Here is a 22,657-nt window from a genome sequence, read left to right as displayed (position 1 = left end):
GGCGGAGTGGCGTCAGAAGACGGCGGCCGTTTTCGCGAAAAAGGCGCGGATGCCGAGCTCCGCGTCGGGACTGGTGCGGATCGTGAGCGCGGCCGCGGGATAGGCCGCGTGCGAGTCCTTGTGCTCATCGACGATCAGGGCTTTGGCGAGCGCGGCAGCGCGCGGCGATACTTCGCACAGGCGCGCGGTCCATTCCTGCAATCGCGCTTCGATGTCCTGCGGCGTGCAGACGGTATTGACGATGCCCCACTGCAACGCGGTCACCGGATCGATTTCGCGCGACAGCAGCACCGCTTCGAGCGCACGTCCGCGGCCCGCGATGCGCTGCAGGCGGTCGCCGCCTTCCCAGCCGGGGATCGCGCCGATGGCGACTTCCGGAAAGCGCAGCCGGGCGTCGTTGCTCGCGAGCCGCAGATCGCAGCACAGCGCGAGCTCCAGCCCGCCGCCGAAACACAGCCCTTCGATGACGGCGACGGTCGGGCAGCGCGACCGCTCGAAGCGCCGGAACACCGCATTGCCTTCACCGATCCATTGCGTCGCGAAGGCTTGCGGATCGAGCGCCGACCATTCGCGGATGTCGGCGCCGGACGAGAACACGCCGCCCGCCGTACCGCGCAGCACGACCGCGCGGATGCCGTCGTCTTCGCCGATATACGCGATCTGTTCGTCGAGCGCGGCGAGCATCGCGAAATCGAGCGCGTTGGCCTTGCCCGGATTGCTGAGTTCGAGTGTGAGCACCGCGCCGTCGCGGCGCGAAAGGATCTGTCCCATCGATGGCTCCTCAGTTCTCTACGCCGTACATCGTGAGGAAGGTCTTCATGCGCGCGACCGCGAGTTCGGGCTGCCGCAACAGACCCGCCGCATCGGCGAGCCTGAAAAGATCGACGAAATACGGCAGCGGACGCATCGCCTGATGTCCGGCCAGCATCGTCATGTGCGATTGATGGCCGTTCAGGAAGGCGAGGAACACGATGCCGGTCTTGTAGAAGCGCGTCGGCGCGCGGAAGATGTGGCGCGACAGCGGCACCGTGGGCGCGAGAATCTCGAGAAAGCGCTCGCGCCGTCCAGCCGCCAGTTCGCTCAGGGCGGCGGAAGCGGCGGGCGCGATACCGTCGAAGATGCCGAGCAGTGCGTGCGAAAAACCGTGCTCGTCGCCGGCGATCAGCTCGGGATAGTTGAAGTCGTCGCCGGTGTACATCTTCACGCCGGCGGGCAGGAGGCGGCGCATGTCGATCTCGCGTTGCTTGTCGAGCAGCGACACCTTGATGCCGTCCACCTTGGCCGCCGACTCCGTGATGACTTGCAGGGCGACGTCGCGCGCGACGGTCAGATCGCCGGCGCCCCAGTAGCGGGCGAGCGCGGGATCGAACATGTCGCCGAGCCAGTGCAGGATGACCGGCTGATCCACTTGCGCGAGCACGCGGCGATACACCGACACGTAATCCTCGGGCGAACGGGCCACGCGCGCGAGCGCCCGGCTCGCCATCAGGATCAGACGGCCGCCCGCGGTCTGGATCGCATCGACCTGTTGCAGATAGGCATCCACGACGGCGTCGAGCGAATCGACCGATGCGGGATCGAGATGGTCCGTTCCGCAGCCGTTGAAGATGGGCACGCGGCTGTCGGACAGCTCCGCGCGTGTGCGGCGGATCAGTTGCAGCGACTCCTGCCAGGAGAGGCCCATGCCGCGCTGCGCGGTGTCCATCGCTTCCGCGATGCCCAGGCCGAGGCCGGCCAGATAGCGGCGATAGTCGAGCGTCCTGTCCCAATCGATCTTGCCGCCGCCGGACGGATCGACGTCCGCGAAGGGATCGGCGACGACGTGCGCGGCCGACAGCGCGATGCGATCGAAGGGCGCGGCGGGGCGGACGTCCTGAAGCGGCGTGCCCGTGAGCGTGTAGCTTTCCAGCGCGCCGGCTGGCGTCGGCAGTTGTAGGGTGTGCATGTCGCGATGAATGGATTGGGTTAGAGACGCGGAACGGAGAGCGCGCCGTCGATGTTGAGCACGCTGCCGGTGGCGAACGCCATTTGCCCCGAGGCAAGCGCCGCGACGGCCGAGGCGACGTCCTGCGGCACGCCCCAGCGCCGCATCGGCACGATGCCGTCGGCGATGCGTTCGTCGTAGCGCGCAGCGACGCCTTCGGTCATCGGCGTGCGGATGATGCCGGGCCGCACTTCGAACACGCCGATCCCAAGCGGCGCGAGACGCAGCGCGAAGAGCCTGGTGAGCATGCCGAGTCCGGCCTTGGACATGCAATATTCGCCGCGCTCCGTCGACGCCAGTTCGGCGCTGACCGACGACACCGTGACGATGCTGCGCGCATATCCATCCTGAGCGCCTGCGTGAGCGGCCATGTGGCGCGCCACGGCCTGCGTAAGAAAGAACGTGCCGCGCATGTTGATGTCGACGACGCGGTCGTAGGACTGCTCGTTGAGCTCCAGCAGGTCGCCACGCTGCTCCGCGGACACGCCCGCGTTGTTGACGAGACACGCGACCGGCCCGCAGTCCGCAACGATGCGTTCGACCAGCGCCCGATGCGCGGCGCTATCGGCGAGATCGTGCCGGTAGAAGCGCGCGCGCACGCCGTGCGATTCGGCGGCGGCCATGGTTTCGTGCGCACCGTCGTCGTCGATATCGAGCAACGCGAGGTCGAAGCCGCGTTGCGCCAGTTCGATCGCGATGCTTGCGCCGATGCCGCGGCGCGCGCCCGTGACGAGCGCGAGCGGACGTTCGCCGCGCGGCGTCAGTACAGGAGATGAGGTAGCCATTCGGAGAACGCCGGCACGAAAGCCAGCAGCAGGATGGTCACGAACATGACCGCCATGAATGGCAGCATGGGCCGCACCAGATTCACCATCTTGATGTTGGCGACGCCGGTGACGATGAAACAGGCCGTGCCGATCGGCGGCGTGACGAGCGAGATGCCGACGATGGCGATGGCGAGAATCGCGAAATGGATGTCGCTGAAGCCGGCTTCCTGCGCGATCGGCAGAAACAGCGGAATCAGCAGGATGAGCGCGGGAATGCCGTCGAGCAGCGCGCCCAGCAGCCAGAACACCACCACGATGAACACCGTGAAGACGATCTTGTTGCCGGTCAGTTGCGACGCGAACTCGGCCACCTGTTCGCCCACCGAGTTGTACGCGAGCATATAGCCGAGGATCTGCGCGACGCCGACAAGCGACAGCACGATCGCGCTCGTGCGGCCGGCCTTGATCAGAATGCCGAGCCACGCGCGAGACGGAATCGAGCGCTGGAGAAGCGTGATGATCGTCACGTAGGCCACCGCCGCCGCCGCCGATTCGGTCGCGGTGAAGAAGCCCATGAAGATGCCGCCGAGGATGATGATCGGCGCGCCCAGCGCGGGAATCGCCAGCAAGAAGGCGCGGCCGAGCTCCGGCACGCTGAAGTGCACCGGCGCCACCGGCGGCTCCGAGCGCGCGCGGTACATGATGATGAACATCTTCGTGACGCCGACGAGAATCGCGGGCAGCGTCGCCGCGAGAAACAGCTTCGTCACTGACATGTTCGAGACGGTCGCCAGCACGATGATGGTGATCGACGGCGGAATCAGAATGCCGGTCCCGGCCGCCGCCGCGATGATCGCGGACGACCATTCCTTGCGGTAGCCGGCCTTTTCCATCGACGGCAGCATGGCGGAGCTGATCGCGGCGGCATCGGCGTTGACCGAGCCGCTCAGGCCCGAGAACACCATCGTCGAGGCGACGGCGGAGACGCCCAGCCCGCCTGGCACGCGTCCCACAAGCAGGTTCATGAAGTTGACGAGGCGGCCCGCCGAGCCCGAGTGAAAGAGAATTTCGCCGGCTAGGATGAACAGCGGCACGGCGAGCAGCGTGAACGAGTCGACGCCGTGATACATCGCCTGCGCAATGTTGGTCAGCGGCAGGCCTTGCATCAGGCCGTCGATGGTGCCCACCGCGCCCAGCGACGCGATGATCGGCGCGCCCGCCACGACGAACAGCGCGAGAAGTCCGATGGTCAGAATCATTGCGCCCTCGTCTCGGTATGGCCGTGGCCGTGGCCCCGTTGCGTTCCGGAGTCCAGATCGACATCGATGGCCAGGTCCCATGCGTGCGCCAGCAGATGCAGCAGGCCCAGCGCGCTGCCGGCCGGAATCGCGGCGAACGAGATCCACTGCGGGATGCCGCTCGGCGTCAACTGATTGAGCCCGAGCTGCATGAACTGCCAGCCGCCCCACGCGAGCGCGACCAGCAGAAAGCCCATCAGCAGCATCTGGACGAAGGACGCGAGCATGAGCCAGCGTCCGCTCAGCTTGTCTTCGAAGAGTTCGAAGGCGACATGCACCTTGTCGCGCACGCCGACCGCGATGCCGATGAAGGTCATCCAGATCATCAGCGTGACGCTGACCTCGATGTTCCACGACAGCGAGACGTGGAAGACGAAGCGGGACAGGATGCCCGCCAGCACGACGCAGAAGATCGCGAAAACCAGGACCGCTATCAGCAAGTCTTCGACGCTCGCGAGCACGCGCAACGCCGCAGTGTTGTTGATGCCGTCCCGGGAAACGCGCGCACGCGAATCGGGTTTCATGTCGGGGAACCTCTCGCTGGAGTTATCCGAGGGCGGGCAGGTAGCTGCCCAGTTCGGCGAAGTTCGCGCGGTACTTCGTGTAGATCGGCTTGACCGCCGCCTGGAACGCGGGAAGATTCGCGTCGTTGAACGCGGCGCCGTTCTTCTTGGCTTCGGCGAGATATTTCGCGTCCGAAGCCAGCCACAAATCGCGCTCGTGCTGCTGCGCCTGCGCGGCGGCTTCCTTCACGGCGTCCTGCTTCTTCGGGTCGAGCGAATCGAACCACTTCTTGCTGGCGAGCATCGGATCGATCGAAAAGAAGTGGTTTGTATACGAGTAGTACTTCGCCACTTCGCTGTGATGCTGCTGCACGAAAAAGGTGACGGAGTTCTCGGCGCCATCGACGACGCCCTGCTGCAGCGCGGAATAGATCTGCGTCGTGTCGAGCGGCGTGGCCTGCGCGCCGAGTTGGTTGAACGTCGCGATCATGATCTGGTTGCCCTGCGTGCGGATCTTGAGGCCTTTCAGATCGCCGGGTTCGTTGATCGGGCGCGCGCGGTTGTAGACGCTGCGCAGGCCCGAGTCGAACCAGCCGAGCAGCACGAAGCCGAGATTGTCGAGGATGCCCGCGTAGGCCTTGCCGAGCGCGCCGTCCTGCGCCGCGAAGAGCGATTTGCGGTCGGTGAACGCGAACGGCATCGCGAACAGGCCGAGACGCTTGTCGTAGCCTTCGAGATCGGCCACGTTCGTGACCGTGACTTCGAGCGTGCCGTTGCGCAACTGCTCGTTCATGCGCGTGTGCGAACCGAGCACGCCGTCCGGAAACACGCGCGCGTCGAAGCCGGTCGTTTCCTTCAGACGCTTGGCCATCAGGTTCTCGGTGATGACTTCCGGATTGTGGCGGTCGACGACATCGCCGATACGGATCGTCTGGGTGTCCGCACTGGCGAAGCGCGGCAGGCAGCCCGCGGCCGCGGACGCCGCCGTGAGCATCAACAGTTTGCGGCGAGAGAGAAGGTAGTCACGCATATATCGGATTCCTACGGTTCTGATGCCCATATTGAACTGCGACGAAGGCGGCGCCGACGGCACGGCCGCGTGCCACTGCGAAAATGTGTTAGATCGATCTACTACAGAGTAAAAGTTGTGCGGATACGGTGCAAGCGGATTTTTCTAAGGGAAACCCGAACGGCGCGCGTTCGGGACGCGAACGCTTATTTGCGCGCGCCGCAGGTTCCGCGGATGACGAGAACCGGCTCGGAGACGATGCGCGTAGGCGTGCGCGACGGCTCCGTCATGCGCTTGAGCAGCAGATCGGCGGCGGCGCGACCGATGTCGTCCTGCAAGACCTGGACCGTGGTCAGCGGCGGCTCCCAGAGCTCGGCCTCGGGCACGTCGTCGAAGCCCACGACGCCGAAGTCGGCGCCGGGTTCGATGCCGTGTGCGCGCAGGCCGAGCATCACGCCGAACGCGACGATGTCGTTGCCGCACACCACCGCTGTCGGCGGATTTTTAAGCGCGAGCAGCTCGGTGATGATGCGCTTGCCGTCGTGACGCGTCAGCGGCGACGGGACGAGCAGCCGTTCGTCGAGCTTCATTTTTGCGTCGCGCAGCGCGTCGCGATAGCCCTCGGCGCGGTCGCTGCCGGTGGAGGCGCGCATGACGCCGCCGATCATCGCGATGCGTTTATGCCCGAGGGAAATCAGATGCGCGGTTGCGAGCGCCATGCCACGGCGATTGTCCGCGCCGACATAATCGGCCTGAAGCCCGGCGACGTAGCGTGAAGCGAATACGCATGGAATGCCCCACGCCAGCACCTGGCGCATCTGGGCGGCCGTGGTCGATTCGGTCGGACAGACGATGAGGCCGTCGATGTTGTGCTGCCGCACGGTCTCGAGAAAGCGGCTTTGCCGTTCGAGCGATTCGTCGGTATTGCCGAGCAGCGTCATGAATCCCTGCGTGCTCAGACTGGCCTCGATGGAGCGGACCAGCATCGTGAAGTAGGGATTGGCGAGATCGTTGACGACGACGCCGACGGTGTTCGTCCGATTGCTGCGCATGCCCGCCGCATGGCGGTTGTAGACGTAGCCCTTGCGCTTGAACGCTTCCAGCACGCGCTCGCGCGTGGCTTCGGAAATGCGCGGGCTGTTGCGCAGCACGAGCGAGACCGTTGCTCTGGACAGGCCGAGATCGTTGGCGATATCCAGCAGCGTGACGGGAGAACCTGGTTTGCCTCGGGACATTGGAACGGTCGATGAGTCGTATGCCCGGAGTGTATCCGAATCGGCCGCAAGGTCCCGTTTCCGCTCGGGCATGCTCAAGCGTGCTCAGCGTGCTTCAGGCCGAAAAACTCGGCGACGATTTCCGCCTGATTCTCCAGAAGATGCCGGCCGAGATGAACGCGATGGCCGCGTTCTTCGGCCTGATGCAGCAGTCGAGTCCGCTCCGGCTTCATGATGATGTCGGCCACCAGTGCGCGGCGGTCGAGCCGGGCGAGATCGAACGGCAGCGGATCGCCCGCCGCCATGCCGCAGGGCGTCGCGTTGACGACCATATCGACATCTTCGGGTGCGGCGCTTCCGGCCGAGACGTTCAGCGTCGGATAGGCCTGCGCCAGATCCGCGATCAGCGCGTCCTGCTTTGCGCGATCCACGTCGGTCAATTGCAGCGACTTCACGCCCGCGCTCGCGAGCGCATGCGCCAGCGCCTTGCCGGCTCCGCCCGCGCCCGCCTGAAACACCGACATGCCGCGCGGCTCGTGGCCCTCTTTGCGCAGCCCGCGCGTGAAGCCTTCGCCGTCGTACATCTCGCCGGCCCATTCGCCCGTTTCCGTGCGGCGCATGCAGTTGATCGCACCCACTTTCTGCGCGATCGGCAGCAACCGGTCGACGAGGCCGGTCATCGAGATCTTGTGCGGCACCGTGACGACGATGCCATCGAGATTGCCGATCGTCTTCAGTCCGGCGATGGCGGCGCTAAGCGACGCGGACGGAATCTGCATCGGCACGAGCACGGCATTCACGCCCATGCGCTGGAAAATCTCGTTGAAGACGAGCGGCGAGCGCGCCTGCGCGATCGGATCGCCGACGATGGCGAAAAGGCGCGTGTCTCCGGCGACGGCGGCATTCAGTGCGGAAGTCATGATGACGAGCCTGGGTTGACGGGCATGGGTCGATAATTCGCCGACGACGCGATCAGCGCATCGATCAGCAGATGGACGTCGAGCGCGCTCCGTAGCGAGGCGACCGGCTCGGCTCCGTGCGTGGCGGCTTCGATGAAATTGTCGATGACGGCCTGATGCGCGTGATGCGAGAAGGCCATCGGGTTCGCGCCGGAACCGAGGGAAGCCGTTTCGCCTTCTTCGAGCACGGCGCCGTCCATGTACTGCACGATGAGCCTGCCGCCGCCGAGCGTGGCGCTTCCTTTACTGCCGCTGATTTCGATGCGTTCGGGGAAGCCGGGAAAGATCGCCGTGCTCGCGTGCAGCGACGCGACGCAGCCGTTTCGATACTTCATGACGCCCGCCACGGTGTCTTCGCATTCCATGCGGTGCGCACGGCTGGTGATCGCGTAGCAGAAGACGTCGTCCGGAAGGCCGACCAGCCACAGGAAAAGATCGAGCGTGTGAATGGCTTGCGTCATCAGCACGCCGCCGCCGTCGCGGGCCAGCGTGCCGCGTCCCGGTTCGTCGTAATACGACTGCGGACGCCACCACGGCACGGCGATGCTCGCGCTGTGAATCTCGCCGAGCGCGCGTGCGTCGAGCAGTTCACGCAGCTTGCGCGATGCGTCGCGCGTGCGATGTTGCAGTACCGCCGCCGCGACGATGCCGCGTGCATCGCATAGCGCGACCAGCTCACGCGCGCGGGACGTGGTGACATCGATCGGTTTCTCGACCAGCAGATGCTTGCCAGCCGCCGCAATCCTGGCACCGAGCTCGAGATGCGTGTTCGGCGGGGTCAGCAGCAGTACGCCATCGACGTGTTCGTCGGCGAGGGCGGTGTCGAGATCGAGCGTCACGCGCGCGTGCGGCAACCGACGCGCGAACGCGCCTGCGCGCTCCTCCGAACGCGCGACGACATGGCGTACGGTCGCGCGATCCTGCAATGCCAGAAGGCTCGCCAGATGCGGCGCGGATGCCATGCCCGCGCCCACGACGGCGATATTGAAGCCGGTCTCGTTCATTTGTCGTCTCCGTTGGAGGACAATAAGGTAGATCGATCTAATTGTCCAGCCGCCGATGCGCTTCGGCGGAGAAAAATCACTTGGTGTACTTCGCGAGCACCACGACGGAGAAAGACTTCATGAACTGTTCGACGCGCTCGAAGCCGCCCGCGTCCTGCGCGAACACCGACAGACTGTCGACCAGATGCGTCAGCAGAAAGATCAGGTCTTCCTTCGGTGTGTCGCGCTTCAGCTCGCCGGTGCGGCTCGCATGCTCGACGGCGCTTTCGACGGCCCTGTGGATTTCGGCCGTGAAGCCCGCGAGCGCCGCGCGCGCCTCGTCGGTCAGGACATCGCTTTCCAGACGCAGACGTCCGATCAGGCTCCACGGCTTGCGCGTTCTGCCGCCGGGGTTGTATTTGCGGAACAGGTTGCGGTTATAGGCGACTTCGGCCTGCACTTTTTCTTGCAGCGACAGGCTTTCGTCGAGCCAGATCTTCTTCTGTCCTTCGATGGCGCCCGCCACGTATTCCTTCACCACTTCCTCGACAAGACTGTTCTTGTTGCCGAAGTGATAGTGGATGTTGGTCGTGGTGATGCCGAGCTCCTTGGCGATCACGCCGAACGTCGTCTTGTGATAGCCGTGCGCGATCAGGAGCTTCTTCGCCAGGTCCTTGATGCTGTCGTACATCGGGGACTTTCTCGATGCGGACTTCGATTTGTCGTTCTGACTCAACGGTTCACCTCGGCGAGGATCGGAGTATGGACTTGGCCTCATGCGGGGCGAAGCATCGGACCTGGATGATGCGCAATGCGCGGCTGATTTTACACGCCCCCCATTTATCGATCGCCCCTTCGGCCGCTCCGCAAACGACTGCGCGCGCGCCATTCTCCTTCTCCTCGAAAATTCCGTTGCCTACCGTTCGGCAATGATGTTAATGTCGGCTCACTGTACTTACTAGCAAATAAGTATAAGGGAAAACTCGAATGGGACAAGACTGCTACGACAGTCGGAAAAGGAGGCAGGATGCAGGATCGAATCGTGGTGCGCCGGCACGACGCGGTGGCCGAGATCGTCATCAATCGACCGGAGAAGATGAACTCGATCACGCCCGAAATGACGCAGACGCTGGTCGCCATCCGGCAGGACATCGAGCGCGACGACGCGATCCGCGTGGTGCTGCTGCGCGGCGAAGGCGAGCGCGCATTCAGCGCGGGCAGCGATCTGCATTCGCTCAAGACGTATCGCACGGCGTGGGAATTTCGCGCCCGCACCGATTACGCGATGGTCATCCGCGACTTCACCAAGCCGGTCGTCGCCGCGCTGAAGGGCTGGGTGCTCGGCGGCGGATTCGAGATGATGCTCGGCGCCGATGTCCGCGTCGCCGGCCAGAGCGCTAAGTTCGGCGCGCCCGAAGTCGTGCGTGGCTGGGTGGGCGGCGGCGGCGCGTCGCAGATGCTGCCGCGACTCGTCGGCTACGGGCAGGCCATGCGCCTTCTCCTGACCGGCGACACCATCGATGCGAACGAGGCGCGCAGCATCGGTCTCGTCGAGATGGTGGTCGAGGATGCGGCCGTCGTCGATACCGCGATGGCGCTGTGCCGCAAGATGGCCGAGTTCAGCCCGATCGCGACGCAGTCGGTGAAGGCGGCCGTGCGCGCATCGCTGTCGATGAGCGTCGAACAGGGCATTCGCTACGAGAACGAGCTGACGTCGCTCTGCTTCGCCTCGGGCAATTACGAGGAGGGCGCCAACGCATTTGGCCGCCGTTCGGGCCGATCCTGATCCGCAACGCGATCCGTCGACGAACGCCGTGACAGCGCGGCGTCGCACAAAACCAGAGAGAAGCAGGAGACAGCGCCATGCAAGCAGCACATGCGCAGAAAGCAGACCGCAGGAACATCCGGCGCGCCGTGTTCGCGTCGACACTCGGCACGATCATCGAGTGGTACGACTATGGGCTCTATGCAGCGGCATCGGGCCTCATCATCAACAAGCTGTTCTTTCCGCAACTGTCTTCGCTGGCCGGCACGCTCGCCGCGTTCGCGACCTTCGCGGTCGGGTTCATCATCCGGCCGCTCGGCGGCATCGTCATTTCGCATATCGGCGACAAATACGGCCGCAAGCCCGCGCTCGTGTTCTGCGTGACGATCATGGGCGCGGCCACGGTCGGGCTAGGGATATTGCCGACCTGGCAGCAGGCGGGCGTGATCGCGCCGATTCTGCTGGTGCTGCTGCGCATGGCGCAGGGCTTCGGCGCTGGCGCGGAACTCGCCGGCGCGATCACGCTGATCGCCGAATACACGCCGCCCAGCCGCCGCGCGTTCTTCACGTCGATTCCGAACGCGGCCACCAACTTCGGCGTGATGATCGCGATCGCCACCTTCCTGATGATCTCGTACGTGCCGGAGGACATCCTGTTCACGTGGGCGTGGCGGGTGCCGTTCCTTCTGTCGCTCGCGCTCTTTGGCGTCGCGGTCTACATCCGCTCGAAGCTCGACGAGACGCCCGAATACGTCGCCGCGATGGAGAAGGCGAGCGCAAAGGCCAGAGCGGAGAAGGTGCCGGTCGCGGACCTGTTCCGCAACAGCCGTCGCGAGCTGGTGTGCGGTTTCTTCGCGATGGGCGGCCATCAGGCGCTCAGCTACGTGCTCAACACATTCGCGCTGAGCTACATGACGAACACTGTCGGCATGGCCAAGTCGGACAGCCTCGTCGTGCTGATCATCGCGCTGGGCTTCTCGCTGTTCTGCGCGCCCGTCGGCGGCATGCTCGCGGACAAGTACGGCAGCGGCAACGTGTTCGCGGCCGGCGCGATTATCGCGCTCGCGCTCGTGTGGCCGCTGTTTTATGCGATCGATTCGAAAGACGTCGTGCTCGCCACGATCGCGATGAGCGCGGTCTACGGCATCAGCTGGGGTTGCACGTGCGGCGCTCAGGGCGCGTTCCTGTCGAATCTGTTTCCGACGCATTATCGATTCTCCGGCATCGCGATGTGCCGGGAATTCTCCGGCGCGCTCATCGGCGGGCCGACGCCGTTCATCGCGACCGCGCTCGTCGCCTATGCGAACGGCAAGCCGACCTACGTGATGGTGTTCCTCGCCGTCTTCTGCCTGCTCACGCTGATCGCCGCGCTGCTCGGGAAACACCTCTCGCGACATCGGGACGATCATCCCGTGTTCCAGGAATCGCGCTCGGCAGTTTGAGAGCCTGAAAGATCGGGATGCGTCGAAGAGGCGCATCGCGCATGCATAAACAGACTGAAACGGAGTAGAGAACATGCAGATTTTGACCGCCGACCAGGCTGCATCGTTGCTGAAGGATGGCGATACGTTGATGATCGGCGGATCGGGAAGCGGGCACGCCGTGCCGGAAGCGCTGATCGAGGCGCTCGAACGGCGCTTCCTCGCGCGAGGCGTGCCGCGCCGGATCACGTCGGTGCATCCGGTCGGCCTCGGCGACCGCGGTGAGCGCGGCGCGTCCCGTCTCGCGCATGCGGGCTTGCTCAAACGCGTCGTGTGCGGCACGCTGGTCGATTCGCCGGCGCTCGCGCAAATGGCGCTGAACAAAGAGGTCGAAGCGTGGACCCTGCCGCAGGGCGCGCTCTCGCAGCTCACGCGCGAGATGGCGGCGGGCCGGCCGGGGCTCATCAGTCATGTCGGACTGCATACTTTCGTGGACCCGCGCAACGACGGCGGCCTGCAGGGCGCGCCGAGCGACGACAAGCTCGTGAGCCTGATCGAACTGGAAGGCCGCGAGTGGCTGTTCTACAAGCCGTTCGAAGTCGATGTCGCGTTCCTGCGCGGCACGACGTCGGACGAGGACGGCAACGTGTCGATGGAGCACGAGGCCGTGTTCGGCGACATGCTCTCGATGGCGCAGGCGACCAGGCGCAACGGCGGCCTCGTGATCGTGCAGGTCAAGCGGCTTGCGAAGCGCGGCACCTTGCCCGCGAAGACGGTGAAGATTCCCGGCATGCTCGTCGATGCGGTCGTGGTCGTTGCCGATCAGCCAGTGACGTATCAGACGGCCTACGATCCGTCGTTCACCGGCGAGATGCGCATTCCGCTCGGTGGCTTCCCGCGCCTGCCGCTCGACGAACGCAAGATCATCGCGCGGCGTCTCGCGATGGAACTGAGCCTGGGCGCGGTGTGCAACGTCGGCTCGGGCGTGTGCACGGGGATCGGGTTGGTCGCGGCGGAAGAAGACGTGCTGCATCACATCGTGCTGACCAACGAGCAAGGGCTGATCGGCGGCGCGCCCGCGGCGGGGCTCGATGCCGGCGCCGCGCGTAACTACAGCGCAATCGTGGACATGCCGTATCAGTTCGATTTCTACGATGGCGGCGGCATCGATATCGCGTTTCTTTCGGCTGTCGAAATAGACGCGCAGGGCAGCGTCAATATCAGCCGCTTCGCGAACAAGCTGATCGGCGTGGGCGGCTTCATCAACATAAGCCAGAACGCGCGCAAGATGGTCTTCGGCGGCACGTTCACGGCGGGCGATCTGCGAGTGTCGTGCGAAGGCGGCAAGCTGCAGATACTCAAGGAAGGCGCGCATCGCAAGTTCGTGTCGAAACTGCAGCAGGTGTCGTATAGCGGACCGTTCGCGCAGGAGCGCAAGCAGACGACGCTCTTCGTCACCGAGCGCGCGGTGTTTCGCGCCATCGACGGCGCGCTGGAACTCATCGAGATCGCGCCCGGCATCGATCTCGAACGCGACGTGCTCGCGCATATGGCGTTCCGTCCCGTCATCTCGCCGGATCTCAAGCTGATGGACGAGCGCCTGTTCCGTCAGGAGCCGATGGGTCTCGATGCCGATATGGCGTCGCAGGGCTGGCCATGCCATCCGCGTCTTGCAGAGTTTGCGGAGGGCCAGCGGTGAAGCGCGAGTTGCAAGCGCTTCAGATCGACGGATCGACACGGCTCTCAACGCGCGCAAGATCGATGGCATCAAGATTTCCCTGCTCGACGATGCGTGCGAGATTGCGTGAATGGAAATTCGTGGAGAACCGGCTGCAGCGCCTGTTTTGATTCACCCGCTGTCAACCAGCTTTTGCCGCCTCAGCGCGTACACCGACACCAGACCGCATAAGGATAGAGACATGACACAATCCCGGAACGAAAGAGACTCCGTACAGCGGGGGCGTTTGCTCGCACCGGGGATGTATGACCTGAATGACATCGAGATAGGAGATCATTTCGTCACGTCCGGCATGACGGTGACAGAAACGCACATCGTTAATTTCGCCGGCGTCTCGGGCGACATGTACGACATCCATCTGGACGACGTCGCCGCGCAGCAGGCGGGATTCTCCGGCCGGATCGCGCACGGACTGCTCGGCCTGGCACTCACCGATGGCCTGAAGACGCGCTCGCCGGTCCGCATGAGCGCACTTGCGACATTGAGCTGGAACTGGTCGTTTCGCGCGCCGCTTCTTATTGGCGACCGAATTCAGGTCGATATCGAGGTCGTCGGCAAACGCGTGACAAAACGCATCGACCGGGGGATCGCGACGCTGAAGCTGAGCGTGCTGAATCAGCTTGGCAAAGTCGTGCAGGATGGTGAAACGCTACTGTTGATGACGAATCGTGCGTAGCTCCTTGTTTCAAACCCTCGGCACGTTTGACACGACGATGCTGGTTTTTCGCGCGGCTTGGGCGAGCGTTCGCTCGAAGGCCGCCTGATCGCGATGGGCCGATACTCGACTTCAACGTGATGACGCGCCGCGACGTCGCGGGTGCCGCATCGCGCATCGAGCCCGACAGCGCAATTCAGATCTCCACCTCCGCGGACGCCGCCGCTTTCGTCGTCGAAAACTGACTAGGCCGGCGCTCGTCGATCGTCAATTTCTCGGGGAATTATCGTCGGGGGAGCGCGGCTGCACGGCCTCGACGTCGACGGTCCGGGCCTCGTCGCCGAACGCGCGGGCCTGCCGACGCAGCCCGCGCGTCTTCCACCAGACATACCCGATGGCGACCGTTCCCAATCCGAACAGGACCACAAGCAGTACCACCGACAGCATTGCCGCCCCCGCGAGCACAACGACTCCTAAGACGATGGCCAGTATTCGGCCGAACCATCCCGGTTCGCCGACCTTGATTCCGGTTCCGTCAGTGACGCGCCGTGGCGGCGGTCTGCCGTTCTCCATACCCTCTCTCCATGCCGTTGCGCGATAACCAATCGCATCATACCGCTCGCGCGCACCTCAGCCTTCTCACAGGGACTACTTTCTTCGCTCGAAGCTGCCTTACGTGTAAGAGTCGGGGGCATCATCCTGATGCGATGCTGCCGCTTCATGCGGAACCTTCGCGCAAGGTGGCCGTGCGGCGGGGGCGCGTTCGTTCGCTGATCCGCTAAGGGAGCGTGCGTAATACGCCACTGCTTTGCGCAGAATATCGTTCACTTCCCTGAGCGCGGCGTTTTCCTGTTCCAACTCGTCGATACGCTGAAGCCGTGTATCCATGTCAGCGATGCGAAAGCGCTTGCGCCGACTGAAGTAGATCGTTCAGCATCGACTGACGGCGTTCGGGGTCCGTGTCGCGGCCCGTCATGAAGCACAGCGCGGCGATCGGCATGCCCGCGCGGTCGCGAACGGGCGCGGCCATGCAGAGCCGGAACGCGTTGGATAGGCCTTCCGTGCAGCAATAGCCAAGCGCTTTCGCGTTTCGCACGTCGCGCATGAATTCATCGAAATCGATGCGCACGCCGTTGTCGAGCACGAAGTCATCTGCAGGAATCAGGGTGCGGATGGCGTCGGCGTTCATGTGACCGAGCAGCAGGCGTCCGGTCGCGGTCCACGGAATCGGCACGCGCACGCCGATATCCGAGCTGATGTTGAACGGCCGCGCACTGTTCTCCGATAACACGACCGAGTACTTGTTCCCTTCGAGCATGCACAACTGCGTGGTCTCGTCGTACTTGCGCACAAGCGCCAGAATAGACTGATGCGCGCGGCTGATGAGGTCGTTGTGCGTCGCGTAGTCCGAGCCGTAGTAATGCATCTCGCGTCCGAAGAACACACTGCCATCCGCCGATGTTTCGAGCCAGCCCACTTCAGTGAGAATGGCGACGAGTTCGTAGATGCTCGAACGCGGTGCGCCGGTCGCTTCAATCAGTTCGCGCATCGTCATAGGCCGCTGCGCGTGATGCAGCTTCCTGAAGATTTCGATGACACGTTCCACGCCTCGCGCGCGCGACGATTCCGTTGCTGCCATTCGTTCGCCCTTCAATGGTCGAGCACACGGCTGAGAAACTGCCGCGTGCGTTCGTTCGACGGGTTGACGAACATTTGCTCCGGGTCGCCTTGCTCTGCAATCACGCCCTTGTCCATGAACACGACGCGATCCGCCGTCTTGCGCGCAAAGCCCATTTCGTGAGTGACAACGACCATCGTCATGCCGTCGCGCGCGAGGCCGCGCATCACTTCCGTCACCTCGCCGACGAGTTCGGGATCGAGTGCGGATGTCGCTTCATCGAAGAACATGATGCCGGGTTCGACCGCCAGCGCCCGCGCAATGGCGACGCGCTGCTGCTGTCCGCCCGATAACTGGCTCGGATAATGCGATGCACGGTCCGCGAGGCCCACGCGGTCGAGCGTTTCCATTGCGCGTTTGCGGGCATCGGCGGGCGGCATGCCGCGCGCCTTGATCAGCGCGAGGGTGACGTTGCCGAGCGCGGTCTTATGCGGGAACAAGTTGAACTGCTGAAACACCATGCCGACGTGGCCGCGAATTTCGCGCGCGCGCTTCGGATCGTGAAGGGGCACTTCGTTGACCCACACTTGGCCGGAGTCCGTCGTCTCCAGTCCGGCCATAATGCGCAGCACTGTGCTCTTGCCCGAACCGGATGCGCCGATCAGCACGAGTACTTCGCCTGCGCGCACGTCGAGATTGATCTCGTTGAGAACGCGCGTCGAGCCGAATGACTTGCTCACGCCCGACAGCGAAATGACGGGCTTGTTCTGAATGGAATCGTTCACGTAAGTCTCCGGCGGTCATGATGGCGCACCCATTGCGAAAGCGGGAAGCACACGACGAAATAGATCAGCGCGACGAGTCCGTAAATCTCGACCGGCTTGCCGACGCGATCCACGATCGCCTGGCCGCCGTGCATCAGTTCGGACATGCCGATCATGCTGACGATCGACGTATCCTTGATGAGGGACAGATACTGCCCGACGAGCGGCGGCAACACGATGCGTCCGGTCTGCGGTAACACGACCGAAGCGAAGGTCTGTGTGCGCGACAGGCCGAGAATCTGCGAGACTTCCCACTGTCCCTTCGGCACTGACTCGATGCCCGCGCGAAAAACTTCCGCGATATACGCGCCCTGATACACGCTCAAGCCGATCACGCCCGCTGCAAAGACATCGATTGCATAACCGAAGTACGAGACGCCGAAGTAGATGAACATCAGCGTGATGAGTACGGGCGTACCGCGAAACAACTCCGTATAGAGCTTCGCGATTCGGTCCGTGCCCCACGGCCCGAACGACCGCAACACGGCGGCCAGCAGGCCGATGAGCGTGCTTCCGACGATCGCCGCGACAGACAAGAGCAGTGTGGTCACGAGACCTTGCAGCAAAATCGACAGACTGTTTTTCAGCAGTTCGAGTGACATGACTCAATCCCTCAGGCACGATTCGCACGACGAAGCGTGAATCCAATCCAACGCGCACCCGGCCTCACGATGAGCGGCGGATGAAACATGCGTGCGCCGAGTTGACTGGCAATCCACGACAGCACATTGCTCAGCACCAGATACGCGACGAGCACGACCGCGAATGTCTGGACATACAAGAGCGTGCGCGAATTGATGACGGTTGCGGTGCCGGTGAGTTCGGGCAACGCTATTGCCGACAACAGCGACGTACCGAGCAACAACTGAATCAGATAATTGACGATGGCCGGATACACCGCACGCGCTGCCTGCGGCAACACGATCTCCTTGAAAATCTGCCCGCGTTCCAGCCCAAGAATGCCGGCTGCTTCAATCTGTCCGCGCGGCACCGATTGCATGCCCGCGCGAAACACTTCCGACAGATACGCGCCCACGTTCACGCCCAGCGCGATGACACCGGCCCAATATGCATCGAGCGCAATGCCCATCGACGGCAAGCCGAAGAACACAATGAAAATCTGCAGCAACACCGGCGTATTGCGGATGGCTTCGACGTAAGCGCGCGCGATGAACCGCACGATGGCCGACGGGGACATGCCGGCAAGCGCCGCGATCAGACCGAGCGCGAGCGCCAGCACGAACGACAGCAACGTGACCTGCAAGGTCAGCCAGCCGGCCTTCAGAAACTCGGGGACGTAGCCCCATAGAGTCAGCCATTGATAGCTCATCTGCGCCTCCGCCTCAGAACTGCGGGTTGAGCGGATATCTCGGATCGACGCCGAACCACTTCTTGTACAACTGCGCATTCAGCTTCGATGCATTGATGTTGAACAGGAACAGGTTCAGATAGTTGAGCCACGCCTGGTCGCCCGCCTTCACGCCGAACGCGTTGTACTCGAGCGGCACGAGCGCTTCGTTAGTCACGGCCAGTTCCGGATCGAGCTTCGCCTGATACGCAAGGAAGTTGTTGTCCTCGATCATCGCATCGGCCTGGCCCTGCTTGACGGCGAGAATGGCCGCCTGCGAACTGTCATATTCCTGAATCTTGACGGGGATGCCCATCGAGCGGACTTCGTCGCCGTTGGTCGAACCTTTGACCGTGGCGATGGTGCGCCCGCTCATGTCCTTCGCCGACTGGATGCCGCTGCTCTTCTTCACGAGCATCGCTTCGCTGGCGACAACGTACGGCGACGTGAATTCGACGACCTTCGCGCGTTCGAGGTTGCGCGTGAAGTTGCAGAACACGACATCGACCTTGGCGGTTTGCAGGTTCGGGATGCGGTTCGCGCTAGTCGTGTTCACGACCTCGAGTTTCACGCCCATTTGCTTCGCGAGTTCCTTGGCGAGGTCGACGTCGTAGCCGTCCGGATTGCCGTCCTTGTCGTAAAAGCCGAACGGCGCGAACGTGAGGCAGTCGCCGACGCGCAGCGTGCCGCGCTGAAGCACGGCCTGAAGCGTCGATGCAGGCGCCGCTGCCGATGGACCCTGCTCGGGCGTCGCCACTTTCGTGCAGGCGGAGAGCGCGAGCACTCCGCTCACGGCGGTTGCGGCAAACAGCAAGGCGGCCTTGGCGCCCTTTGTGGCGAGCTTCATGTTCAGATCCTGATCGAAGGGTTGGTCTGAGAAATCGCTGCCAGCCTGGCCTCGCGTTCACGACATCTTCCGTCGAAGCACTAGGTTGTCCGGTATATCGGACAGTTATCTGGCGAGCCGGATTGACATCGAAGTGTTGGACGCTAAAAAGGGTCCTGCAAGGAGCCAGAACCCTTATTGCTTTCAGAATTTTGTTGGGCTAGCTAAGGATGGCGTTCGCGTGTTCGCCCACGGAGCGGTAGCGAATTTTTGATCCTGCCGGCGAACGCGTTGCTCGCGCGGCCGGACAACGGCACGGTGTCCTTCCATGAGACCCCACATGACCGCGATGCGCTCCCGCGCGAAGTTCCGACCATTGACCCCGTTGAGTAGTCGCGCGCGTGAACGAGGCCGGGATCAAGACGGCAGCTAAGTGACTGCGGTCGCCGCACGGTGCTTGAGCTTAAGACCTGCTGCCCGTCATCGGAAAGGCGTCGGTACGTGTCCGTTGACTGACTCAAAGCGAAATCGCCCATTTGCACGCAGAGCGCCTGCATCCGTTTTGCATTCCGCGGCTGCGTGAACAGGCGGTGATGCTCTCGAGCGCGCGCATGAGAACCCGTGACCCGGGCAACGTCCGGACGCGCGACCGTTCAAAACAGGCGATGGATGCCGGCCAGCACCACCGTCTGCCGGTTCGACGACGACGGATCGATGCCCAGCGTGCTCGCTGTCGCGCCCGACGAAGCCTGCTCGACCATTACGTCGGCGTATAGCTGTGTGAGCTTCGAAAGCGAATAGACGTTGACGATCGTCACCTGCGTCCAGCGCTGTCCATCGAGCGTCGTGGTCCACGCGCCCGCACCAATCATGTATGCGGGCGTGACCTGAAAGTTTGCGCCGCCATCGATGGTGCGATAGTTCTCCGAGCGTCCGCGCGCCTCGATGCGCACTTGCGTCAGCAGCGCATGCAACTGCACGCGTCCGATCTGATAACTTCCGCCAATGCCCGCGTTCCTCACGCTTTGTGCGACGAACGATCCGCTGGTCGGAAGCGCAACGCCCTCGAAGCTGGTGAGTCCCAGCCCGTTCGCGAGATTGAACGCGCGATCGCGATACTCCGAATACGCCGCCGCAAGATTGAGCGGCCCGTAGCCATACGTCGCGCCGAAGCTGAAGCTTCGCCCCGTGGTGCTGCTCGACTGGTTCGTGAAGCCGTACAGAGCGCCGACGGTCACGCCCGCGAAATTCTCGCTGCGAAACTTCACCGTGTTCGACAGTTCGACCTCCACCAACGCGCACGGTGGCTCAACGCCGAATCGCATCGACATGGCCGCGCTTGCTGCGCGCAGCCCCGCGACGATCGAAAATATCACCGATGTTTGTCGCGTCGCATCGATCACATGACCAATTACGGGTTCGCCATGCCGACCGGCAGCGCGACCGTGATCCACTTCGGATCGATCAGTGCGGCCGACGCTTTCCAGTCGGTGCCGAGAAAATGCACAGGCACCCGGACGACCAGCGCATACCGCGCGGCATTCTGGATGCGGCAATCCTGACAAACTCGTCCCAATCTTCTTCGATGAGATGGAGTCTGACGTCGCGGTCTGTCACGGCACAAAGCTCTTGTTGCACGTCTTGTGCGAGGAACGTGAAGGTGCTTTAACCCGAAATCTGCACGGGAATCAAGAACGCCCCGTGCGCTGATCGTGGCATCGGGCGGGAACGTCGATGCCGCGTTGTTCGCGTCGGCGATCAGCTAAGTTCGAGCTTTTGCGTAAGCGCTCGCTTTCTTATGAACGGCGCGCCGCCGCTTCCAGAAACGCAATCAGCAACGGATGCGGCGCGTCATCACGCGACGATAGTTCGGGATGCCCCTGCATGCCCGCAAAGAACGGATGCTTATCGGCCTCGATGGCATCGGCGGTCGAGCCGCTCTCGTCGTGCGCGCTGACGGTCACGCCGAGCGTCGCGAGCGGCGCTTCGAGCGCCGGATTGAGCCTGTAGCGATGATTGCAGAGAATGCTCGCCTGCGCGCCGAGCATGGCCGCGATATGCGATCCCGGCACCAGGCTTATCGGCCGCAAGCCCGATCGATGCAACAACACGCCATCCTCGCCGACATGAATCGGCTCGAAGCTGGCGACGCGCGCATCGGGCTGCGCTTCCTTCATGCCGATCTCATCGCTCTTCAACGCGAGCCGCGCGATGGCCGTCGCCATTGACTGCATGCCGAGAGACAAACCCACGACCGGAATTGACGCCAGCCAGCCGAAACGCGCGGCCTCGATCTGTCCCGCCACGTGCGCCATGTCCGCGCCGCCCGGCAAAAGAATGCCGTGTGCATCGGCGAGCAAAGTCTCTGCGTTGTCGCGGTCGATGTCCTGCGCCGCGATGAAGCGCACGTCGAGATCGAAGCCGAGAGCATCGGCGGCGTCGCCGAGGGCGGCGAGCGTCGCAGGGTATTGCTGATGCTGGTCGCACTCACGGCCTATCAGCGCAATCGTCATGGACGGCCCGCTCGCGCGCGATGCGGCTTCTTCCGTGGATCGCCATCTTCCATAGCGATCCCGATGCGCTTGCAAAACCACGCCCGAACCATCTTCGACGAGCTGTGCGCTATCGGCTTGATGAACGACGCGCAACATCTCCACGTCTTCGGCGCATTGCGTAGGAAACGCATCGAACGATTGCACGAGGAGCACGATATCGCGCGTCCGCGCCAGCGCAAAAATCTCATGGCATGGTTCGGCAGCGTCGGGCAGGCCCGTGCGGGTGCGCCAGATCAGACCGCTCGCGACTAAACGTCCATCCGCTGTGACGTGCTGATGCGCATCCGGAAACCGCTCTTCGTCGAAATGCACGCCTGCGCAGCGGAGTTCGGCATTCAAAGTCCGGGCGAACAGCGCGGGAAGGGCGCCGAATTGCGCCGGCTCGGGGGTAGCGTCTTCGATGAGATAGAGCATGGAAGGCCATCCGATAAAAAGAAAAACCGGCGCACGGCACACGTGTCGCGGGCATGGCGTCTCGTGTTCAGGCGCTTCAGACCGCGGCGACAGCGGGTGTCAACGCCGCACACGCGGTCGCGGTGCGCCGGCACGCGTCGCAGCGTGGGCATCGGACCAGCATACGCGATCCGCACCGCACATGGTTCTCCACGCCGAATGCGCTACCGTGTACCACGCCGACATGCGCCGCCTCCAGCAGATAGTTGGCGAAGTCTCTGCGATTGCAGCGTCTGCATCGCGCGGATTAGCCACGCCGGACCGCCCGCATAGCCGATGCGCCAGCCCGTCATCGAATACACCTTCGATACGCCCTTGACCGTCAGCGTGCGCTCGCGCAGACGCGGTCGGACTGCACGGGCGTATGGAACGGCCCGCCGTAGCGCATGTGTATGTAGATGTCGTCGGCCGTCACGAGCATATGTTCGTTTCGAGCAGGACATCGGCGAGCGCGCGCAGTTCTTCGCGCGTATAGGCCGCGCCGGTCGGGTTGTTCGGCGAGTTGAGGATGACCCAGCGTGTCTTGGGTCCGATGGCAGCACGCAGATCGTCAGAACAGGCTCGGTCACCAATGAAGCAGCTGTGCTGCTCGTTGATGAAAGCAAAAGACAACGCGGTCCACCCATGATTTGACATAATTCAATTTATCGCATTTTCCTTTGTCAGGGCTTTTTAATAATGTCCGATTTGAGCTCATTAGAAATGTCCGATTTCAGCCCTCTGGCGCATGCTGGCGC

General features: G+C 63.4%; 22 protein-coding genes and 2 pseudogenes. 4 read left to right on the top strand and 20 right to left on the bottom strand.

Annotated elements, in window-relative coordinates; genetic code table 11:
• Positions 1–12: 12 nt before the first annotated feature.
• The 10 genes from AWB75_RS25485 to AWB75_RS25440 form a co-directional block, all read right to left on the bottom strand.
• Positions 13–771, bottom strand: coding sequence for an enoyl-CoA hydratase/isomerase family protein (locus AWB75_RS25485; protein ID WP_061126825.1), 759 nt, complete (start codon positions 769–771; stop codon positions 13–15).
• A 10-nt stretch (positions 772–781) separates the two neighbouring features.
• Positions 782–1,945 carry a dihydrodipicolinate synthase family protein gene (locus AWB75_RS25480; RefSeq protein ID WP_061126824.1) on the bottom strand — a complete coding sequence of 388 codons (1,164 nt, stop codon included), beginning with the start codon at positions 1,943–1,945 and terminating at the stop codon, positions 782–784.
• Positions 1,946–1,965: 20 nt separating this feature from the next.
• Positions 1,966–2,769 (bottom strand): 3-ketoacyl-ACP reductase, encoded by an 804-nt coding sequence (locus AWB75_RS25475; RefSeq protein ID WP_061126823.1) that lies wholly within the window; start codon positions 2,767–2,769, stop codon positions 1,966–1,968.
• A complete protein-coding gene (locus tag AWB75_RS25470) occupies positions 2,745–4,010 on the bottom strand; it encodes a TRAP transporter large permease (protein ID WP_061126822.1) in 1,266 nt (421 codons plus the stop codon). The genes AWB75_RS25475 and AWB75_RS25470 overlap by 25 nt, the downstream gene beginning before the upstream one ends.
• Complete coding sequence (locus AWB75_RS25465) at positions 4,007–4,573, bottom strand: TRAP transporter small permease (RefSeq protein ID WP_061126821.1); 567 nt, start codon at positions 4,571–4,573, stop codon at positions 4,007–4,009. The genes AWB75_RS25470 and AWB75_RS25465 overlap by 4 nt, the downstream gene beginning before the upstream one ends.
• Positions 4,574–4,595: 22 nt before the next feature.
• The gene (locus AWB75_RS25460) at positions 4,596–5,582 is read right to left on the bottom strand and encodes a TRAP transporter substrate-binding protein (protein WP_061126820.1); all 987 of its coding nucleotides are present in this window, start codon (positions 5,580–5,582) and stop codon (positions 4,596–4,598) included.
• A 185-nt stretch (positions 5,583–5,767) separates the two neighbouring features.
• A complete protein-coding gene (locus tag AWB75_RS25455) occupies positions 5,768–6,796 on the bottom strand; it encodes a LacI family DNA-binding transcriptional regulator (protein ID WP_061126819.1) in 1,029 nt (342 codons plus the stop codon).
• Between the two features lie 74 nt (positions 6,797–6,870).
• The gene (locus tag AWB75_RS25450; RefSeq protein ID WP_061126818.1) at positions 6,871–7,695 is read right to left on the bottom strand and encodes a shikimate dehydrogenase family protein; all 825 of its coding nucleotides are present in this window, start codon (positions 7,693–7,695) and stop codon (positions 6,871–6,873) included.
• A complete protein-coding gene (locus AWB75_RS25445; protein WP_061126817.1) occupies positions 7,692–8,738 on the bottom strand; it encodes a Gfo/Idh/MocA family protein in 1,047 nt (348 codons plus the stop codon). Before AWB75_RS25445 ends, AWB75_RS25450 begins: the two co-directional genes overlap by 4 nt.
• Before the next feature lie 76 nt (positions 8,739–8,814).
• Positions 8,815–9,408: a TetR/AcrR family transcriptional regulator gene (locus AWB75_RS25440; RefSeq protein ID WP_061126816.1), complete on the bottom strand. Its 594-nt coding sequence runs from the start codon at positions 9,406–9,408 to the stop codon at positions 8,815–8,817.
• 336 nt (positions 9,409–9,744) lie between these two features.
• On the opposite strand from AWB75_RS25440, the gene AWB75_RS25435 reads away from it, so the two are divergent.
• From AWB75_RS25435 to AWB75_RS25420, 4 genes are all read left to right on the top strand, one after another.
• Complete coding sequence (locus AWB75_RS25435) at positions 9,745–10,503, top strand: enoyl-CoA hydratase/isomerase family protein (RefSeq protein WP_061126815.1); 759 nt, start codon at positions 9,745–9,747, stop codon at positions 10,501–10,503.
• Between the two features lie 77 nt (positions 10,504–10,580).
• On the top strand, positions 10,581–11,924 hold the full coding sequence (locus AWB75_RS25430) for an MFS transporter (RefSeq protein ID WP_061126814.1): 1,344 nt from the start codon (positions 10,581–10,583) through the stop codon (positions 11,922–11,924).
• A 73-nt stretch (positions 11,925–11,997) separates the two neighbouring features.
• Complete coding sequence (locus tag AWB75_RS25425) at positions 11,998–13,602, top strand: acyl CoA:acetate/3-ketoacid CoA transferase (RefSeq protein WP_061126813.1); 1,605 nt, start codon at positions 11,998–12,000, stop codon at positions 13,600–13,602.
• 109 nt (positions 13,603–13,711) lie between these two features.
• Positions 13,712–14,317 (top strand): MaoC/PaaZ C-terminal domain-containing protein, encoded by a 606-nt coding sequence (locus tag AWB75_RS25420; protein ID WP_235012230.1) that lies wholly within the window; start codon positions 13,712–13,714, stop codon positions 14,315–14,317.
• A 246-nt stretch (positions 14,318–14,563) separates the two neighbouring features.
• Here AWB75_RS25420 and AWB75_RS25415 read toward each other — a convergent pair whose 3' ends face one another.
• The 10 genes and pseudogenes from AWB75_RS25415 to AWB75_RS25370 form a co-directional block, all read right to left on the bottom strand.
• Positions 14,564–14,869, bottom strand: a complete 306-nt coding sequence (locus AWB75_RS25415) for a hypothetical protein (protein ID WP_061126811.1) — start codon at positions 14,867–14,869, stop codon at positions 14,564–14,566.
• 316 nt (positions 14,870–15,185) lie between these two features.
• Complete coding sequence (locus AWB75_RS25405) at positions 15,186–15,935, bottom strand: IclR family transcriptional regulator (RefSeq protein ID WP_061126809.1); 750 nt, start codon at positions 15,933–15,935, stop codon at positions 15,186–15,188.
• A gap of 11 nt (positions 15,936–15,946) precedes the next feature.
• The gene (locus AWB75_RS25400; protein ID WP_061126808.1) at positions 15,947–16,699 is read right to left on the bottom strand and encodes an amino acid ABC transporter ATP-binding protein; all 753 of its coding nucleotides are present in this window, start codon (positions 16,697–16,699) and stop codon (positions 15,947–15,949) included.
• The gene (locus AWB75_RS25395) at positions 16,696–17,340 is read right to left on the bottom strand and encodes an amino acid ABC transporter permease (protein WP_027778484.1); all 645 of its coding nucleotides are present in this window, start codon (positions 17,338–17,340) and stop codon (positions 16,696–16,698) included. Before AWB75_RS25395 ends, AWB75_RS25400 begins: the two co-directional genes overlap by 4 nt.
• An 11-nt stretch (positions 17,341–17,351) precedes the next feature.
• Positions 17,352–18,068, bottom strand: coding sequence for an amino acid ABC transporter permease (locus AWB75_RS25390; RefSeq protein ID WP_061126807.1), 717 nt, complete (start codon positions 18,066–18,068; stop codon positions 17,352–17,354).
• Positions 18,069–18,081: 13 nt separating this feature from the next.
• Positions 18,082–18,933 (bottom strand): ABC transporter substrate-binding protein, encoded by an 852-nt coding sequence (locus tag AWB75_RS25385; RefSeq protein ID WP_061126806.1) that lies wholly within the window; start codon positions 18,931–18,933, stop codon positions 18,082–18,084.
• Between the two features lie 632 nt (positions 18,934–19,565).
• Positions 19,566–20,204 carry a porin gene (locus tag AWB75_RS25380; protein ID WP_235012229.1) on the bottom strand — a complete coding sequence of 213 codons (639 nt, stop codon included), beginning with the start codon at positions 20,202–20,204 and terminating at the stop codon, positions 19,566–19,568.
• Between the two features lie 128 nt (positions 20,205–20,332).
• Positions 20,333–20,458: pseudogene (locus AWB75_RS36720) on the bottom strand (MFS transporter); the annotation flags it as partial.
• 250 nt (positions 20,459–20,708) lie between these two features.
• Positions 20,709–21,881: a glutamine amidotransferase-related protein gene (locus AWB75_RS25375; protein WP_061126805.1), complete on the bottom strand. Its 1,173-nt coding sequence runs from the start codon at positions 21,879–21,881 to the stop codon at positions 20,709–20,711.
• Between the two features lie 254 nt (positions 21,882–22,135).
• A pseudogene (locus AWB75_RS25370) lies at positions 22,136–22,466 on the bottom strand (aminotransferase class I/II-fold pyridoxal phosphate-dependent enzyme); the annotation flags it as partial.
• Between the last annotated feature and the right edge of the window lie 191 nt (positions 22,467–22,657).

This window comes from Caballeronia catudaia, assembly GCF_001544755.2.
Lineage (GTDB): Bacteria > Pseudomonadota > Gammaproteobacteria > Burkholderiales > Burkholderiaceae > Caballeronia > Caballeronia catudaia.
This window is presented reverse-complemented; position numbering and strand designations above follow the sequence as displayed.

Bases quoted from the DNA above. Each gene is read 5' to 3' on its own strand.
- AWB75_RS25445 (WP_061126817.1), bottom strand. From the start codon at position 8,738: ATGAACGAGACCGGCTTCAATATCGCCGTCGTGGGCGCGGGCATGGCA.
- AWB75_RS25435 (WP_061126815.1), top strand. From the start codon at position 9,745: ATGCAGGATCGAATCGTGGTGCGCCGGCACGACGCGGTGGCCGAGATC.
- AWB75_RS25390 (WP_061126807.1), bottom strand. From the start codon at position 18,068: ATGAGCTATCAATGGCTGACTCTATGGGGCTACGTCCCCGAGTTTCTG.
- AWB75_RS25415 (WP_061126811.1), bottom strand. From the start codon at position 14,869: ATGGAGAACGGCAGACCGCCGCCACGGCGCGTCACTGACGGAACCGGA.
- AWB75_RS25425 (WP_061126813.1), top strand. From the start codon at position 11,998: ATGCAGATTTTGACCGCCGACCAGGCTGCATCGTTGCTGAAGGATGGC.
- AWB75_RS25460 (WP_061126820.1), bottom strand. From the start codon at position 5,582: ATGCGTGACTACCTTCTCTCTCGCCGCAAACTGTTGATGCTCACGGCG.
- AWB75_RS25455 (WP_061126819.1), bottom strand. From the start codon at position 6,796: ATGTCCCGAGGCAAACCAGGTTCTCCCGTCACGCTGCTGGATATCGCC.
- AWB75_RS25440 (WP_061126816.1), bottom strand. From the start codon at position 9,408: ATGTACGACAGCATCAAGGACCTGGCGAAGAAGCTCCTGATCGCGCAC.
- AWB75_RS25470 (WP_061126822.1), bottom strand. From the start codon at position 4,010: ATGATTCTGACCATCGGACTTCTCGCGCTGTTCGTCGTGGCGGGCGCG.
- AWB75_RS25465 (WP_061126821.1), bottom strand. From the start codon at position 4,573: ATGAAACCCGATTCGCGTGCGCGCGTTTCCCGGGACGGCATCAACAAC.
- AWB75_RS25375 (WP_061126805.1), bottom strand. From the start codon at position 21,881: ATGCTCTATCTCATCGAAGACGCTACCCCCGAGCCGGCGCAATTCGGC.
- AWB75_RS25385 (WP_061126806.1), bottom strand. From the start codon at position 18,933: ATGAAGCTCGCCACAAAGGGCGCCAAGGCCGCCTTGCTGTTTGCCGCA.
- AWB75_RS25475 (WP_061126823.1), bottom strand. From the start codon at position 2,769: ATGGCTACCTCATCTCCTGTACTGACGCCGCGCGGCGAACGTCCGCTC.
- AWB75_RS25420 (WP_235012230.1), top strand. From the start codon at position 13,712: ATGGAAATTCGTGGAGAACCGGCTGCAGCGCCTGTTTTGATTCACCCG.
- AWB75_RS25485 (WP_061126825.1), bottom strand. From the start codon at position 771: ATGGGACAGATCCTTTCGCGCCGCGACGGCGCGGTGCTCACACTCGAA.
- AWB75_RS25405 (WP_061126809.1), bottom strand. From the start codon at position 15,935: ATGGCAGCAACGGAATCGTCGCGCGCGCGAGGCGTGGAACGTGTCATC.
- AWB75_RS25480 (WP_061126824.1), bottom strand. From the start codon at position 1,945: ATGCACACCCTACAACTGCCGACGCCAGCCGGCGCGCTGGAAAGCTAC.
- AWB75_RS25450 (WP_061126818.1), bottom strand. From the start codon at position 7,695: ATGACTTCCGCACTGAATGCCGCCGTCGCCGGAGACACGCGCCTTTTC.
- AWB75_RS25430 (WP_061126814.1), top strand. From the start codon at position 10,581: ATGCAAGCAGCACATGCGCAGAAAGCAGACCGCAGGAACATCCGGCGC.
- AWB75_RS25395 (WP_027778484.1), bottom strand. From the start codon at position 17,340: ATGTCACTCGAACTGCTGAAAAACAGTCTGTCGATTTTGCTGCAAGGT.